At 79.2% G+C, this 14,130-nt stretch carries 18 protein-coding genes; 9 read left to right on the plus strand and 9 right to left on the minus strand.

Annotated features, from left to right (window positions below; all coding sequences use genetic code 11):
- The first annotated feature begins 5 nt into the window (after positions 1-5).
- The 4 genes from kynU to BLS82_RS09295 are packed head-to-tail and all read left to right on the plus strand — an operon-like array spanning position 6 to position 3,108.
- Positions 6-1,253 carry a kynureninase gene (kynU, locus tag BLS82_RS09280; protein WP_092864375.1) on the plus strand — a complete coding sequence of 416 codons (1,248 nt, stop codon included), beginning with the start codon at positions 6-8 and terminating at the stop codon, positions 1,251-1,253.
- The gene (locus BLS82_RS09285; RefSeq protein ID WP_218123750.1) at positions 1,250-2,011 is read left to right on the plus strand and encodes an aminoacyl-tRNA hydrolase; all 762 of its coding nucleotides are present in this window, start codon (positions 1,250-1,252) and stop codon (positions 2,009-2,011) included. The genes kynU and BLS82_RS09285 overlap by 4 nt, the downstream gene beginning before the upstream one ends.
- Positions 2,008-2,361 (plus strand): TraR/DksA family transcriptional regulator, encoded by a 354-nt coding sequence (locus BLS82_RS09290; RefSeq protein WP_176819014.1) that lies wholly within the window; start codon positions 2,008-2,010, stop codon positions 2,359-2,361. Before BLS82_RS09285 ends, BLS82_RS09290 begins: the two co-directional genes overlap by 4 nt.
- A gap of 54 nt (positions 2,362-2,415) precedes the next feature.
- The gene (locus BLS82_RS09295; protein ID WP_092864378.1) at positions 2,416-3,108 is read left to right on the plus strand and encodes a methyltransferase domain-containing protein; all 693 of its coding nucleotides are present in this window, start codon (positions 2,416-2,418) and stop codon (positions 3,106-3,108) included.
- Positions 3,109-3,177: 69 nt separating this feature from the next.
- Here the strand turns inward: BLS82_RS09295 and BLS82_RS09300 are convergent, their stop codons facing one another.
- The 3 genes from BLS82_RS09300 to pdxS all read right to left on the minus strand — a co-directional run bounded on the left by BLS82_RS09300 (position 3,178) and on the right by pdxS (position 5,220).
- On the minus strand, positions 3,178-3,495 hold the full coding sequence (locus BLS82_RS09300) for a putative quinol monooxygenase (RefSeq protein ID WP_092864381.1): 318 nt from the start codon (positions 3,493-3,495) through the stop codon (positions 3,178-3,180).
- 156 nt (positions 3,496-3,651) lie between these two features.
- Complete coding sequence (locus BLS82_RS09305) at positions 3,652-4,209, minus strand: Uma2 family endonuclease (RefSeq protein WP_092864384.1); 558 nt, start codon at positions 4,207-4,209, stop codon at positions 3,652-3,654.
- Between the two features lie 75 nt (positions 4,210-4,284).
- Positions 4,285-5,220, minus strand: coding sequence for a pyridoxal 5'-phosphate synthase lyase subunit PdxS (gene pdxS / locus BLS82_RS09310; protein WP_092864387.1), 936 nt, complete (start codon positions 5,218-5,220; stop codon positions 4,285-4,287).
- 155 nt (positions 5,221-5,375) lie between these two features.
- On the opposite strand from pdxS, the gene BLS82_RS09315 reads away from it, so the two are divergent.
- From BLS82_RS09315 to BLS82_RS09335, 5 genes are read left to right on the plus strand one after another with little or no spacing between them, the layout of a single operon-like run.
- The gene (locus BLS82_RS09315) at positions 5,376-5,984 is read left to right on the plus strand and encodes a biotin transporter BioY (RefSeq protein WP_092865189.1); all 609 of its coding nucleotides are present in this window, start codon (positions 5,376-5,378) and stop codon (positions 5,982-5,984) included.
- Between the two features lie 8 nt (positions 5,985-5,992).
- The gene (locus tag BLS82_RS09320; RefSeq protein ID WP_176819015.1) at positions 5,993-7,198 is read left to right on the plus strand and encodes an AMP-binding protein; all 1,206 of its coding nucleotides are present in this window, start codon (positions 5,993-5,995) and stop codon (positions 7,196-7,198) included.
- Positions 7,195-8,385, plus strand: coding sequence for a thiolase family protein (locus BLS82_RS09325; protein WP_092864393.1), 1,191 nt, complete (start codon positions 7,195-7,197; stop codon positions 8,383-8,385). The genes BLS82_RS09320 and BLS82_RS09325 overlap by 4 nt, the downstream gene beginning before the upstream one ends.
- Positions 8,386-8,429: 44 nt before the next feature.
- Positions 8,430-9,056, plus strand: coding sequence for an energy-coupling factor ABC transporter ATP-binding protein (locus tag BLS82_RS09330; protein WP_369811075.1), 627 nt, complete (start codon positions 8,430-8,432; stop codon positions 9,054-9,056).
- On the plus strand, positions 9,053-9,649 hold the full coding sequence (locus BLS82_RS09335) for a CbiQ family ECF transporter T component (RefSeq protein WP_092864399.1): 597 nt from the start codon (positions 9,053-9,055) through the stop codon (positions 9,647-9,649). Before BLS82_RS09330 ends, BLS82_RS09335 begins: the two co-directional genes overlap by 4 nt.
- Here the strand turns inward: BLS82_RS09335 and BLS82_RS09340 are convergent.
- The 6 genes from BLS82_RS09340 to pgsA are packed head-to-tail and all read right to left on the minus strand — an operon-like array spanning position 9,646 to position 14,112.
- Positions 9,646-10,140 (minus strand): MOSC domain-containing protein, encoded by a 495-nt coding sequence (locus BLS82_RS09340; RefSeq protein ID WP_092864402.1) that lies wholly within the window; start codon positions 10,138-10,140, stop codon positions 9,646-9,648. The two genes, BLS82_RS09335 and BLS82_RS09340, sit on opposite strands and share 4 nt — an antisense overlap.
- Positions 10,140-10,739 carry an NUDIX hydrolase gene (locus tag BLS82_RS09345; protein ID WP_092864404.1) on the minus strand — a complete coding sequence of 200 codons (600 nt, stop codon included), beginning with the start codon at positions 10,737-10,739 and terminating at the stop codon, positions 10,140-10,142. The genes BLS82_RS09340 and BLS82_RS09345 overlap by 1 nt, the downstream gene beginning before the upstream one ends.
- Positions 10,736-11,332: a LemA family protein gene (locus BLS82_RS09350; RefSeq protein ID WP_092864407.1), complete on the minus strand. Its 597-nt coding sequence runs from the start codon at positions 11,330-11,332 to the stop codon at positions 10,736-10,738. The genes BLS82_RS09345 and BLS82_RS09350 overlap by 4 nt, the downstream gene beginning before the upstream one ends.
- A complete protein-coding gene (locus BLS82_RS09355) occupies positions 11,329-12,552 on the minus strand; it encodes a glycosyltransferase family 4 protein (protein WP_092864410.1) in 1,224 nt (407 codons plus the stop codon). The genes BLS82_RS09350 and BLS82_RS09355 overlap by 4 nt, the downstream gene beginning before the upstream one ends.
- A 7-nt stretch (positions 12,553-12,559) precedes the next feature.
- Entirely contained in the window at positions 12,560-13,492 is a 933-nt protein-coding gene (locus BLS82_RS09360; RefSeq protein ID WP_092864414.1) for a phosphatidylinositol mannoside acyltransferase, read from the minus strand.
- 2 nt (positions 13,493-13,494) lie between these two features.
- Positions 13,495-14,112 carry a phosphatidylinositol phosphate synthase gene (gene pgsA, locus BLS82_RS09365; protein WP_092864417.1) on the minus strand — a complete coding sequence of 206 codons (618 nt, stop codon included), beginning with the start codon at positions 14,110-14,112 and terminating at the stop codon, positions 13,495-13,497.
- Between the last annotated feature and the right edge of the window lie 18 nt (positions 14,113-14,130).

Raw genomic sequence — 14,130 nt, forward strand, 5'->3', positions numbered from 1 at the left:
GCGGGATGGACGACGCGATCGCCGGGCTCGCCGAGCGGGCCGCCGCGCTGGACGACGTCGCGCCCCTGGCCGGCGCGCGCGACGCCTTCGACCTGCCGGACGGGCTGGTCTACCTCGACGGCAACAGCCTCGGCGCGCTGCCCCGCGCCGTCCCGGCGGCCGTCGCCGACGCCGTGACCCGCCAGTGGGGGCGCGACCTCGTGGCCTCGTGGAACACCGCCGACTGGTGGGGCGCGCCGACGCGCGTCGGGGACGCCGTCGGGGCGCTCGTCGGCAGCGGCCCCGGGCAGGTCGTGGTCGGGGAGTCCACGTCGGTGCAGCTGTACAAGGCCTACCTGGCCGCCGCGGCCGCCCGCCCGGGACGGCGCGTGGTGGTCACCGACCCCGCCAGCTTCCCCACCGACCTGTACGTGCTCGGCGCCGCGGCGCGGCGGGCCGACCTGGAGGTGGTCCTGGCCCCGCCGCCGTCCGTGCCGGGCGTGCTCGCCCAGCGGCCCGGACAGGTGGCGCTGGTCGCGCTCTCCCACGTCGACTACCGCACCGGGGAGCTGTGGGACCTGCCGGGGCTGACGGCGGCCGCCCACGACGCCGGCGCGCTGGCCCTGTGGGACCTGTGCCACTCGGCCGGCGTCCTGGACGTCGGGCTCGACGCGCACGGCGTGGACCTGGCGGTCGGGTGCGGCTACAAGTACCTCAGCGGCGGCCCCGGCGCGCCGGGCTACCTGCACGTCGCCCGCTCGCTGCAGCCGGCCTTCGAGAACCCCCTCGCCGGCTGGCACGGGCACGCCGCCCCGTTCGCCTTCGCGCCCGAGTACGCACCGGCCGAGGGGATCGCGCGGGCGCGCACGGGCACCCCGCCGGTGCTCTCCCTGCTCGCGCTCGAGGCGGCGCTGACCGTCTTCGACGGTGTGGCCGTGGCCGACGTGCGCGCCCGCTCCCTGTCGCTGACGGGCTTCGCGATCGCGTGCCTCGACGCGCTCGTGCCGGAGCTGGAGCTCGCCACCCCGCGCGAGGAGCACCGCCGCGGCGCGCAGCTGTCGCTGCACTCCCCGCACGCGTACGGCGTCGTGCAGGCCCTGGCCGCCCGCGGCGTGGTCGGCGACTTCCGCGAGCCCGACCTCGTGCGCCTGGGCTTCGCGCCGCTGTACCTGAGCCACGCCGACGTGCTGGCCGCCGTGGGAGCGCTGCGCGCCGTCCTCGACGCGGACGAGCACCTGGACCCGGTGCACGCGCTGCACAACCCGGTCACGTGAGCGGCGGCGCCCCCACCCCGATCGGCGGCGCCACCCCGATCGGCGCGACCACCTCGCTCGGCGCCGTCGTCCGGGACGACGCGGCGCAGCAGCGGCTGGACGAGGCCGACCCGTGGGCGCTGTCCCTCGTCGTGCGGACCGAGAGGGCGCAGCCGCCGGCGCACTCCGACGTCCTGGCCGCCGCCGCGCGGGCGGTCGCGGCGCTCCTGCTCGACCCCCGCGTCACGGACCCGGACGGCGAGCTGCACGAGGCGGTGGCGCGGTGGCGGGCCGGCCGGATCCGCAAGATCGCCCGGCGGGCGCGCGGCACCCGCTGGGAGCGCACCGGCGCCCTGCCGCACGTGGAGGCGCGGGTCGGCAGCGCCGTCGTGCGGGTCTTCGCGCCGCACCCGCGCGACGCCGCGCCCGCCGAGCTGGCCCCGCTGCAGGTCGGGGGCCTGGACCTGGCCGACCCGCAGGGCTGGGCGCCGCCGCACGTGCCGCCGTCCGCCCTGACCGTGCGCACCTCCCCCGGCGTGCCGATGACGACGGGCAAGGCCGCCGCCCAGGTGGGGCACGCCGCGCAGTTGGCCCTCGAGCGCCTCGACCCGGCCGCCGTGGCCGCCTGGCGCGCGGACGGCCTGCCGGTGCGGGTGGTCACCGGCACCCCGGTGCTGCCGGCGGGCGAACGGGTGGACGTCGCCGACGGCGGGTTCACCGAGGTCGCGCCGGGCACCGTGACCGCGAGCGCCGGCTTCGAGGGCGGGGAGCGTCCGTGAGCGACGTCGAGCAGCAGCTGCGGGAGGCGCTGGCGCGCGCCGACGAGCAGGTCGCGGCCCTGCAGCGCCAGCACGCCCTCGTCGTCGCGGCATCGCAGGGCTCGAACGCGGACGACGAGCACGACCCCGAGGGCTCGACCATCGCCTTCGAGCGCGCGCAGGTGGCGGCGCTGCTGGAGCGGGCGCGCCGCACGGGCCGGGACCTCGCGCGGGCGCTGGATCGGCTGCACGACGGCACCCACGGGCGGTGCGAGGTCTGCGGCACCACCATCGCCGCCGGGCGGCTGCAGGCGCGTCCGGACGCCCGCACCTGCATCGCCTGCGCCAGCGCGCGCGGACGAGGGCGCTGACCGCTCGGGCCGGCTGCGCGTGCCGGAGCGGGAGCGCCGGGCGAGGCTGGGCCCGTGACGGCGTCGCAGCACCAGCCCTTCCCCGCGTGGTTCTTCGACCGCGAGGACCCCTCGCCCGATCCCCGCTTCTACGGCCCGCCGCGCCTCGTCACGCACATCGACGACGGCGCGATCGCCGCCGTGGGCGAGCTGTACGCCGAGCTGGGCGTCGACGGCTCCGCGCCGGGCCCGCGGCGGGTGCTGGACCTGATGTCCTCGTGGGTCTCGCACCTGCGCACCGCGCCGGCGGAGCTGGTCGTCCTGGGCCTGAACGCCGCCGAGCTGGCGGCGAACGCGATGGCCACCGAGCGCGTCGTCCAGGACCTCAACGCCGACCCGGCGCTGCCCCTCCCCGACGCTGACGTCGACGCGGTGCTGTGCTGCGTCTCGATCGACTACCTCGTGCGCCCCGTCGAGGTGCTCGCCGAGGTCGCCCGCGTGCTGCGCCCGGGCGGGCCCGTGGTGATCACCTTCTCGGACCGGTGCTTCCCGACCAAGGCCGTGCGCGGCTGGTTGGCCGCCGACGACGCCGGGCGGTGCGCGATCGTCGTCGAGTACCTGCGCCGCGCGGGCGGCTTCACCGAGCCCGAGGTCTCCCGGCGCACCCCGCCGGGCCGCGGCAGCGGCGGGCGCTACCGCGGCGACCCGCTCTACGCCGTGGTGGCGCGGCGGCTGCCGGCGTCCGGCGCCGCGCCCGCCGCGGGCTGAGGCGTCGGGCGCGGAGCCCTGGTCACGACCCGCCCGGAGCGGTGACCAGGACTGCGCGCCCGGTCCCCCTCAGGCGATCCGGCGCATGCGGCGCACGACGAGCGGTCCGTCCAGCAGGTCGCCCATGACGGACACGAACCGCTGCAGGTGCGGCGCCGACAGGTGCGCGTCGAGGTCCTCGCCGCGCTCCCAGTTCTCGTAGAAGGCGAACTCGGCCGGGTCCTCGATGCTCTGGTGCAGGTCGTAGTTGACGAAGCCCTGCTCCTTCGTCGTGGGCTCGACCAGGGAGGTCAGGGCCTCGCGCAGCTCGTCCTCCTTACCCGGCTTCGCGCGCATGGTGGCGACGACGGTCAGCAGGTCGCGGCGGCTGTCGGTGGGTGTGGTCACGCAGGGGCTCCTGGAGGGCGGGACGGCGGCCCGTCGACGGAGCTGGTCGGCGCGGGCGACGACAGCGGCCGCAGGCACGTCGACGGGCCCTGGCTGGCGTCATCCTGCCGCGGCGCCGCCGGGCCGCAACCGCAGCCCCGCCGGCGCCGCGCCGCCTCAGACGTCGGCGAGGAGGGTCGCCAGGTCGACCGGGACGCCGAGCGCCGCCAGCGGCGCCGTCCACGGCAGGCGGCGCACGGTCGCGTACCCGGCCTCCCCGGGCTCGGTGTGGACGACGACCTCGCGGCGGGGCAGGTCGAGGACCCAGTACTGCTCGACGCCGGCCTCGGCGTAGACCGGGGGCTTGTGGACGAGGTCGGTGCGCTGCGTCGTTCCGGCGACCTCGATGACGAGGGCCGCCGTGCTGGGGTGCTCACCGGGCGTGCGGCGCGTGACCGCGAGGTCCGGCTCCGGCTCGGACGCGGTCGTGGCCGCGAGGGGCAGCTGCACCCGCAGGAGCCACGGGTCGGGCAGCGAGCGGACGAGGTGCTGCGTCAGCACCTGGATCACGTCGGCGTGCTCAGGGCCCTGCGGCACCACCTCGACGAGCACCCCCTCCAGCAGCTCCACCGGCTCGCCCTCGAGGGCTCCCGTGCCGACCAGCGCGTCGTACAGCGCCCGGGTCATGCGCCAGCGCGGCACCGAGAGGTCGGCCGAGACGGTCTCCTGCGCCATGGACGGGAGCGTAGACGCGCGGCGCCCCGACCGGCTCTGCCGATCGGGGCGCCGCGCAGGGGCGGGAGGGTCAGCTCACCAGCCGCGCTGGGCCAGGCGGTGCGGCTCGGGGATCGCCTCGACGTTCAGCCCCACCATCGCCTCGCCCAGGCCCCGGGAGACCTTCGCGATCACGTCGGGGTCGTCGTAGAAGGTCGTGGCCTGCACGATCGCGTCGGCCCGGCGGGCGGGGTCGCCGGACTTGAAGATGCCGGAGCCGACGAAGACGCCGTCCGCGCCCAGCTGCATCATCATCGCCGCGTCGGCCGGGGTGGCGATGCCGCCGGCGGTGAACAGGACGACGGGCAGGCGGCCGGCCGCCGCGACCGAGCGGACCAGCTCGTACGGCGCCTGCAGCTCCTTGGCGGCGACGTAGACCTCGTCGGGGCTCATCGAGCGCAGCCGGTTGACCTCGGCGCGGATGGTGCGCATGTGGGTGACGGCGTTGGAGACGTCGCCGGTGCCGGCCTCGCCCTTGGAGCGGATCATCGCGGCGCCCTCGGTGATGCGGCGCAGCGCCTCGCCGAGGTTCGTCGCCCCGCACACGAACGGGACGGTGAAGGCCTTCTTGTCGATGTGGTGGGCGTAGTCCGCCGGGGTGAGCACCTCGGACTCGTCGACGTAGTCCACCCCGAGGCTCTGCAGCACCTGGGCCTCGACGAAGTGGCCGATGCGCACCTTCGCCATCACGGGGATCGAGACGGCGGCCTGGATGGCGTCGATGAGGTCCGGGTCGCTCATGCGCGCCACGCCGCCCTGGGAGCGGATGTCGGCGGGCACGCGCTCGAGGGCCATGACGGCGACGGCGCCGGCGTCCTCGGCGATCTTCGCCTGCTCGGCGGTGACGACGTCCATGATGACGCCGCCCTTGACCTGCTGGGCCATGCCGCGCTTGACCCGCTCGGTGCCGACCACGGGCTCGCTCGCGCCGGGCGTGACGGACTGCTGGGGGGCCGAGGGCTGCTCGGACATGGGGGGCGACTCCTGGGAGGGCGTGGGGACGGCGGTGCGGCCGCGCCCCCAGTCTAGTGCTCCGTCCGCGCTCGCGGTGCCGGCGGGAACCCGCTCCTCTACGATGCGGCGACGTGCCGGAGCGCTCCGGACAGCCCGTCCACCCCTGGAGCCGCATGTCCCGCACCGCGCCCCGCCGCACGCCCGCCCGCGACCTGGCGCTGATCGCCGTCTTCGCCGCGCTGATCGCCGCCCTGGGCCTGCCCGGCGCCTTCCCCGTGCCGGGGCTGCCGGTGCCGATCACGCTGCAGACCTTCGGGGTGATGCTCGCCGGGGCGCTGCTCGGCGCCCGGCGCGGCGCGCTCGCCGTGCTCGTCCTCCTCGCCCTCGTCGTGGCGGGCCTGCCGCTGCTCGCCGGCGGGCGCGGCGGCCTGGCCGTCCTCGCCGGCCCGTCGGCCGGCTACCTGCTCGGCTGGCCGGTGGGCGCGTTCGTCATCGGCGCCCTGCTGGCGCGGCGCCCCGCGCGCGGCGCGTTCTGGTGGACGCTGGTGGCGTGCGTCGTCGGCGGCATCGGCGTCGTGTACGCGTTCGGCATCCCGGTGCTCGCCGCGCGCACCGACGTCCCGCTGGCCACCGCCGCCGCCGGCAACGCCGTCTTCCTGCCCGGGGACCTGCTCAAGGCCGCGCTCGCCGCCGCGATCGCCGTCGCCGTGCACCGCGGCTACCCCGTGCTCGACCCGCGGGCGGACGCCGCGTCCGCCCGCGGCCGGGCGGGCCGGGCCTGAACGGAGCGGTGCGGGCGCCGTCCGCGTCCCCGGCGGCGGCAGGCCCGCCGGCGGGCCGGCTCGTGGTCGGCGCCGGTGCGGCGGTGCTGCCCGCCGTGCTGGACGCCGTGCGCGGCGGCGGGTGGGCCGCGGTCGCCGACCCGGGGTGGCCGGCGCCGCTGCTGGCCCGGGCGCGCGAGCACCTGGCGGCCGCGCAGGAGGAGGGCCGCCTGCGCGGCGGCGACCTCGTGCTCTTCACCTCCGGCTCCACGGGGCGCCCGCGCGGCGTCGTGCGCACCGCGGCGTCGTGGGACGCCAGCACCGACGCGCTCAGCGCCCTGACGGGCATCGGCGCGGACGACGTCGTGTGGCTGCCGGGTCCGCTGTCCTCCTCCCTGTTCCTGCACGGCGCGTGGCACGCCGCCGCCGCGGGCGCCGGCGCGGTCGCCCAGCCCGCCCCGCCGGAGCGCGCGAGCGCCCTGCACGCCGTTCCGGCGCTGCTCGCCCGCGCGGTGGCCGCCGCGGAGGGCGGAGCCCTGCCGCGCGTGCGCACGGCCGTCGTGGCCGGTGACGCGCTGGCGCCGGCCCTGCGGGCGCGGGCGCAGGCGCTGGGATGGCGCGTGGTGGAGTACTACGGCGCCGCCGAGCTGTCCTTCGTCGCCTGGCGCGAAGACGGGCGGGCCGCGATGCGCCCCTTCCCGGGCGTGCGGGTGCGCGCGCGCGACGGCGTGCTCCAGGTGCGCTCGCCGTACCTGTCCCGCGGCTACCTGGACCCGGCCGACGACGGGCCGCTGCGCTGGAGCGGGCCCGAGGACGACGGGGACGACGGGAGCGCCTGGGCCGGCGTCGGCGACCTCGGCGAGGTCACGGGGGACGGCGGGGTGCTGCTGCGCGGGCGCGGCGGGAGCGCGGTGACCACGGGCGGGCACACGGTGGTCGTCGAGGAGGTCGAGCGGGCGCTCGCGGGCGCGGACGGCGTCGCGGAGGTCGCCGTGGTCGGCGTGCCCTCCGCGCGGCTGGGCGCGGTGGTCGCGGCGGTGGTCGTGCCCGCCGACCGCCCGGGCGCGCGCCTGCGGGAGGCCCTGGCGCGCGCGGCCCGGGCGCTGCCGCGCCCGGCGCGCCCGGTGCGCTGGCACGCCGCCGAGGCGCTGCCCCGCACGGCGGCGGGCAAGGTCGACCGCGCCGCGCTGGCGCAGGCCGTGCGCGCCGGCGCCCTGCCGAGGCTGGGCCGGTGACCCCGGACCCGCGCACCCCCGTCGTCGTCGCGGGCCTGCGCACCCCGATCACCACGGCCGGCCGCGCCCTGGCCGGCACCCCGGTGCACGCGCTGGCCGCGCCGGTGCTGCGGGCGCTCGCCGACCGGCTGCCGCCGGACCCGCCCGTGGACGACGTCGTCCTCGGCAACTGCCGAGGACCGGGCGGGAACACCGCCCGGGTCGCGGCGCTGGCGGCCGGGCTGGGCGCCGCCGTGCCCGGGCTGACCGTGGACCGCCAGTGCGGCAGCGGCCTGGAGGCCGTGCGCCTGGCCGCCGGCCTGGTCGCGGGCGGCGCCGGACAGGTCTACCTCGCGGGGGGCGCCGAGAGCGCGAGCACCGCCCCGCACCGCGCCTGGCCGCCGACCGCCCCGGGCGAGGAGGCGGTGCGCTACACCCGCGCCCCCTTCGCCCCGCCCGGCCACCCCGACCCCGACATGGGCGAGGCCGCCGACGCCCTCGCGCGCCGCTGCGGCGTCTCGCGCGAGCGGCAGGACGCCTACGCCGCCCGCTCCCACGCGAGGGCGCTGGCCGCCGCCGCGCGCGGGGCCTTCGTCGCCGAGCTCGTGCCGGTGGCCGGCGCCACCGCCGACGACCGGCCCCGGCGCCTGCACGCGCGGCGCCTGGCGCGCTTCCCGCCCGCCTTCGGGGCGGGCGGGAGCGTGACGGCGGGCACCTCCAGCGGCGTCAGCGACGGGGCCGCGGCGGTCGCCGTGGTCAGCGAGCGGGTGCGCGCCCGCCTGGGCGTGCCGGGGGCGGCCGTGCGCGCCGCGGCCGTGGCCGGCGTGGACCCGGCGACCCCGGGCCTGGGTCCCGTGCCCGCGGTGCGGGCCGCGCTGGAGCGCGCCGGCGTCGCCCTCGACGACGTCGGCGTCGTGGAGGTCGGCGAGGCGTTCGCGGCCCAGGTGCTCGCCGTCACCGACGCCCTCGGCCTGGACCCCCTCGGCGCGGACGCCGAGCGCGTGTGCCCCGACGGCGGCGCCCTCGCGCTGGGGCACCCGTGGGGCGCCACGGGGGCGGTGCTCGTCGTCCGCCTCCTCGCGCGCCTGCTCGCGCCCGGCGGCCCCCGGTACGGGCTGGCCGCGTGCGCGGTCGGCGGCGGGCAGGGCGTCGCCGTGCTCCTCGAGCGCGTCGGCGCGGACGGGGGCGCGGACGGGGGCGGTGGGTGATCCGCCTGCGCGCGGTGACCCACCGCTACGGCGGGCGCACCGTCCTGGACGGCGTCAGCGCCGACCTGCCCGAGCGCCGCATCGGCCTGATCGGGGCCAACGGGTCGGGCAAGTCCACCCTGGCGCGCACCCTCAACGGCCTCGTGGTGCCCACCGAGGGCGCCGTGGAGGTCGACGGCCTGGACACCCGCGAGCAGGGCGCCGCGGTGCGCCGCCGCGTGGGCTTCGTCTTCAGCGACCCGGACGCGCAGATCGTCATGCCCACGGTGGCCGAGGACGTCGCCTTCTCCCTGCGCCGGGCCCGCCTGCCGCGGGCCGAGGCCGACCGGCGCGTGGCGCAGGTGCTCGAGCGCTTCGGCCTGGCGGGCCTGGAGGACTCCCCGGCGCACCTGCTCTCCGGCGGGCAGAAGCAGCTGCTCGCGCTGGCCGCCGTCCTCGTCCTGGAGCCCTCCGTGCTCGTGCTCGACGAGCCGACGACCCTGCTGGACCTGCGCAACGCCCGCCGCATCACGCGCCTGGTCGCCGACCTGCCGCAGCAGGTCGTGCTCGTCACGCACCACCTGGACCTGCTCGACGACGTGGAGCGCGTGCTCGTCCTCGAGGAGGGCCGGGTCGTCGCCGACGCGCCGCCGGCCGCAGCGGTGGCGGCCTACCGGGCGCTGATGGCGTGATCGGGCTCTACCGGGAGGGCTCCTCGCCGCTGCACCGCGCCCCGGCGTGGGCGAAGCTGGCGCTGCTCGCCCTCGGGACGACGCTGCTCGTGGCGGTCGCGACGCCCGCCGCGGTGGGCGTCGGCGCGCTGGTCGTGGTCTCCCTCGTGGCGCTGGCGCGCGTGCCGGCCGCGGTGGCCCTGGCGCAGGTGTGGCCGCTGCGCTGGATCACGGCGCTGCTCGTGCCCTTCCAGTGGTGGGCCGGCGAGTGGCGCGCGGTGGTCGTCGTGGTCGGCACGCTCCTGCTCGCCGTCCTCGCCGCGGCGCTCGTGACCCTGACGACGCGGGTCGGCGACGTCCTCGACGTCCTCGTCGCGCTGCTGCGCCCCGCCCGCCGCCTCGGCGTCGACCCCGAGCGGGTGGCGCTCGTGCTGGCCCTGACGATCCGGTCGGTGCCGCTGCTGCTGGCGGCCTTCGACGAGGCCCGCGACGCCCGCCGCGCCCGGGGCCTGGAGCGCAGCCCCCGGGCGCTCGTGGTGCCGCTGGTGATCCGCAGCGTGCGCCACGCGCACCTGCTCGGGGAGGCCCTGACCGCCCGCGGCGTGGACGACTAGGACGCGGTGTCCGGGGGGCCTGGGGGGCCCGGGAGCACGGCGTCCCCGACGGCGAGGCGGCCGGCGCGCACCACGGTGGCGCGCAGGCCGCCCCGCCCGGCCAGCGCCGCCCGCGCCGGGCCGCCGACCAGCCCGTCCAGGTAGCGGCACGGCTCGCACGGGCGCTCCCCGCGCAGCAGCGCCCCGCCCACGGCGAACTCGCGCCCGACGAGGGCGTCGAGGTCGACGCCCTCGGTGACGGCGTTCCGCCGGGAGGCGCCGCCGCCGAGCGCGACGCCGTGCTCGGCGGCCGCCGCGGCCAGGGCCTCGGCGGCGACCAGCGTGACGTCGTCGCGCAGCCGCTCCTGGTACGACCAGTGCCCCGTGCCGCGCTGGTAGCGGTCCCCGAGCAGGCCGCCGCCGACCACGGCGTCCGCCCGCGCCACGGCGCGCACCGGCTGCCCGCCGGCGGCGGCGACGTACAGCGCCACCACGCGCCCGGGCCCCGCCATCAGCCGCGTCCCCGGCCGAGGCGGCGCACGACGCCGTCCCAGGCGGGCAGCAGCCCGGCGACGAGCCCCGCCAGGCCCTCGGGGAAGACCTCGACGCCGGCGGCCTCCGCGGCGGCGAGGTCCGCCAGCCGCCACCAGCGCAGCTCGTCCACGCTCTCCTGCTCCACCGCCGTCCACCCGGCGCGGCTGAGCTCCGGCTCCCGGCCGCCCGGCCCGCCCGCGGGCACCCACGCCAGGTAGATCAGCTCGTCCTGGCGGCAGGTGCGGGCGTAGAAGTCGAAGACGGCGGTGCGCTCGACCACCGGGCCGACCAGGTCCTCCGCGGCGAGGAGCAGGCCGGTCTCCTCGGCCAGCTCGCGCACCGCGGCGGCCGCCGGCTCCTCGCCGTCCCCGATGCCGCCCCCGACGGTGAACCACCACGACCGCTGCGGCTGGTCGACGTCGTGCCCGCGCAGCAGGAGCAGGCGCACCTCGTCCGGCCCGTCGCCGGGGGCGCCGGCGAGCACGAGCACGCGGGCGCCGCGGCGGTGCCAGAGGCCGTCCTCGCCCCGGGTCCACTCGCGCCAGTAGGGCGCCTCCTGCGCCGGGTCCTCGCTCACGTCCCGCTCCCCCGCTCGTTCCCCGGCCCGTCCCGCCCGGGCCCGTCCTGGTCCGCCGCGTCGAGGGCGGGCGGCTCGTCGTCGATCTCGAACGTGCGCGGCAGCGGCGCCCGCCCGGCCAGGCGGGCCCACCGCACCACCCGCGAGCTGCGCACCGCCCGCGTCTGCGTGACGGCGTCGTTGTGGAAGCGCCGCGCCAGCACCGCGCGCGAGCACGCCGCCGACAGGTCGGCCAGCAGGCCCCGCCCTCCCGGGTCGGCGCGCAGCGCCCGCACCGCCGGCGGCGACAGCGCCGCGCGCAGGGCGCGGGAGAGGTCGGACTCCGCGGCCTCGCGCTCCGCGTCGCCGTCCGCGGCCACGGCCTCGGCGGCGGCGCTGGCGAGGAGCAGGGAGGTGGCGGGGTCGAGCGCCCGCGAGACCGCCAGCTGCTCGGCGGCGCCCGCCCGGCGCAGCAGCTGCGCGTCGAGGGCCGCGCGGCTGGTCTCCACCCGGTGGTGGAGCCGGTCGAGGCGGGCGGCGTAGGCGGTCAGGGCCCAGGCCAGGACGGCGAGCACCGCCAGGACGACGAGGGTCGCGACGGCCGTGGGGCTCACGGGCCGAGCCAGCGCGAGAGCAGCCGGTGGGCCAGCGGGTCCTCGCGCACCCCGGCCCGCGCCCCGGCGCGCGCGGCCGGTGCCGCCGCGCCCGCGCCCGTACCCGTGCCCGCCCCCGTGCCCGCCACCGTCTCGTAGACGGCGAGGACCTCCTCGGCCACGCGCGACCAGTCGTAGCGGCGCACGGCCGCGGACGCGGCCGCGACCAGGGCGCGCCGGCGCGGGACGTCGTCGAGGAGCTCGAGCACCGCGCGGGCGAGGCCGCGGGGGTCCCCCACGGGCGCGAGCGCGCCGAGGCGCCCGCCGTCCAGGACCCGCCCGAAGGACGGCAGCGCGCTCGCGACGACCGCCGTGCCCGCGCTCATCGCCTCCAGGAGCACGATGCCGAAGCTCTCCCCGGCCGTCTGCGGGGCGACGTAGGCGTCGACGGAGGACAGCAGCGCCGCCTTGTCCGCGTCGGAGACGGGGCCGAGCAGCTCCAGGGCGTCCGCGTGCTCCCCGGCGAGCGCCCGCGCCTGCTCCGGGTCCCCCCGCCCGGCCACGAGCAGGCGCAGCCCCGGACGCGCCGCCCGCAGCGCGGGCAGGGCGGCGGCGAGGACGGCGAAGCCCTTGCGGGGCTCCTCCAGGCGGCCGAGGAAGGCGAGCGTGGGCGCCGCCGGCGTGCCCTGCCACGACGGGCGCGGGCGGGCGCGGGCGAAGGCGTCGACGTCCACGCCGTTGGGGATCACCACGGCGTCGCCGCCCAGGTGCTCGACGAGGGTGCGCCGGGCGTCCTCGCTGACGGCGATGCGGGCGCTGACCTTCTCCAGGCTCGGCAGCACGAGGGGGGAGGCCGCCTGCAGAGCGCGCGAGCGCAGCTGGGAGGTGTGGAAGGTCGCCACGAGCGGGCCCTCGGCCGCCCACAGGGCCAGCAGGGCGGCGCTGGGGGTGATCGGCTCGTGCAGGTGCAGGACGTCGAAGCCGCCCTCGGCGAGCCACCGGCGCACCCGCAGGGCGGTGACCGGCCCGAACGTCAGGCGCGCGACCGAGCCGTTGTACGGAACGGCGACCGCGCGCCCCGCCGGGGCCACGTACGGGGGCACCGGGGTCTCCTCGTCCGCCGGCGCGAGGACGGAGACGTCGTGGCCGCGGGCGATGAGGTGCTCGGCCAGGTCGCGCACGTGCCCCTGCACGCCCCCCGGCACGTCGAAGGAGTAGGGGCAGACGACGCCGATCCTCACGGCGACCTCACGACGCGGCCCGGCGGTCGGCGTCGAAGACCCGCTGGAGGACGTGCCAGTCCTGCGGGTGCTCCCGGATCGCCTCCGAGAGGACGTCGACGCACGCCTGCGTCATGGCCGCCACCTGCGTGGCGCGGCCGCCCTCGGCGGTGCGCTCGGGCACGGGCACGGCCGGGTGGACGACCAGGTGCAGCCCCCAGCGGGCGGGCGCGCCGCGCGGCAGCCGCTCGTAGGAGCACGTGACCGGGTGCAGCGGCGCGCCCGTGGCCAGGGCGAGGGCGGCGGGCCCGCCCGCGGCGCGCGCGGGCTCGCCGAGCAGGCGCACCGGCACGCCGGTGCCGGTGAGGTCGCGGTCGGCCAGCAGGGCGACGACGCCGCCGGAGCGCACCGCGCGCAGCAGCGCGCCGAACGTCCCGCCGCCGGTCAGGGGCAGCACCGTGATGCCCAGGCGGCGGCGGAAGTCGACGAAGGCGTCGAACAGCTGCGCGGGCTCCAGCCGCTCGGCCACCGTGGTCACCGGCGCGACGTGCTGGGCGCCCCAGGCGCCCAGGTGGTCCCAGTTGCCCAGGTGCCCGAGGAAGGCCACCGCGCCGCGCCCCTCGGCCACCGCCCGCTGCAGCGGCTCCGCGCCCTCGGCGCGCACCGTGGCCGAGACCTGCGCCGGCGACCACGACGGCAGCCGGAACGCGTCGCACCAGTACCGCAGGTACGAGCGCATGCCGGCGCGGGACAGCGCCCGCAGCTGCACCTGGTCCGCCTCCGGGCGCGCCCGGGCGAGGTTGGCCTCCAGGCGCCGCACGCCGCGCCCGCGCCGCAGCCAGGCGGCGTCCGCGGCCAGGGCGAAGCAGCCGTGGGCCAGCCCCGCCGGCAGCAGCCGGACCCCGCGCCAGGCGGCGAGGTGCGCCGCCGCGCCCAGCCGCGCCGCGCTGCGCCGTGCCACGCTCACCCGCTCGCGCCGGCCAGCACCTGCCGGCGCACCAGGAGCACCCGCTGCGCGACCGTGACGAGGCTGGCGACCGCCAGCAGCGCCAGGACCGCCGTCAGCACCGCGCGCGGCACGCCGAGGCCGACGCAGGCGGTGGCGACCAGCACCGCCACGAGCCGGTCGGCGCGCTCGGCGATGCCCACGTCGGCGCGCACCCCGACGCCCTCGGCGCGCGCCCGGGCGTAGGGGACGATCGCGCCCAGGGCCAGGCAGGCGAGCGCGAGGACGGCGGTGGGCCGGTGCTGGCCGCCGCCGGTGAACCACAGCACCAGGCCGCCGAAGACGGCCGCGTCCCCGAAGCGGTCGAGGGTGGAGTCGAGGAAGGCGCCCCACGCGCTGGAGCGCCCCGCCGTGCGCGCCATGATGCCGTCGACGGCGTCGGAGAACACGAACGCCGTGATGACGAGGGTGCCCGCCAGCAGGTGGCCGGCCGGGTAGAGCAGCAGCGCCCCGGCGACGACGCCGAGGGTCCCCACGAGGGTCACGGCGTCCGGGCTGACGCCCAGGCGCAGCAGGACGGCGGCGACCGGGCTGAGCAGACGGGTCAGCGGCGCGCGCGCGAAGCGGTTGAGCATGGCGCGCGGCAGCCTATC

This window comes from Quadrisphaera sp. DSM 44207 (assembly GCF_900101335.1).
Lineage (GTDB): Bacteria > Actinomycetota > Actinomycetes > Actinomycetales > Quadrisphaeraceae > DSM-44207.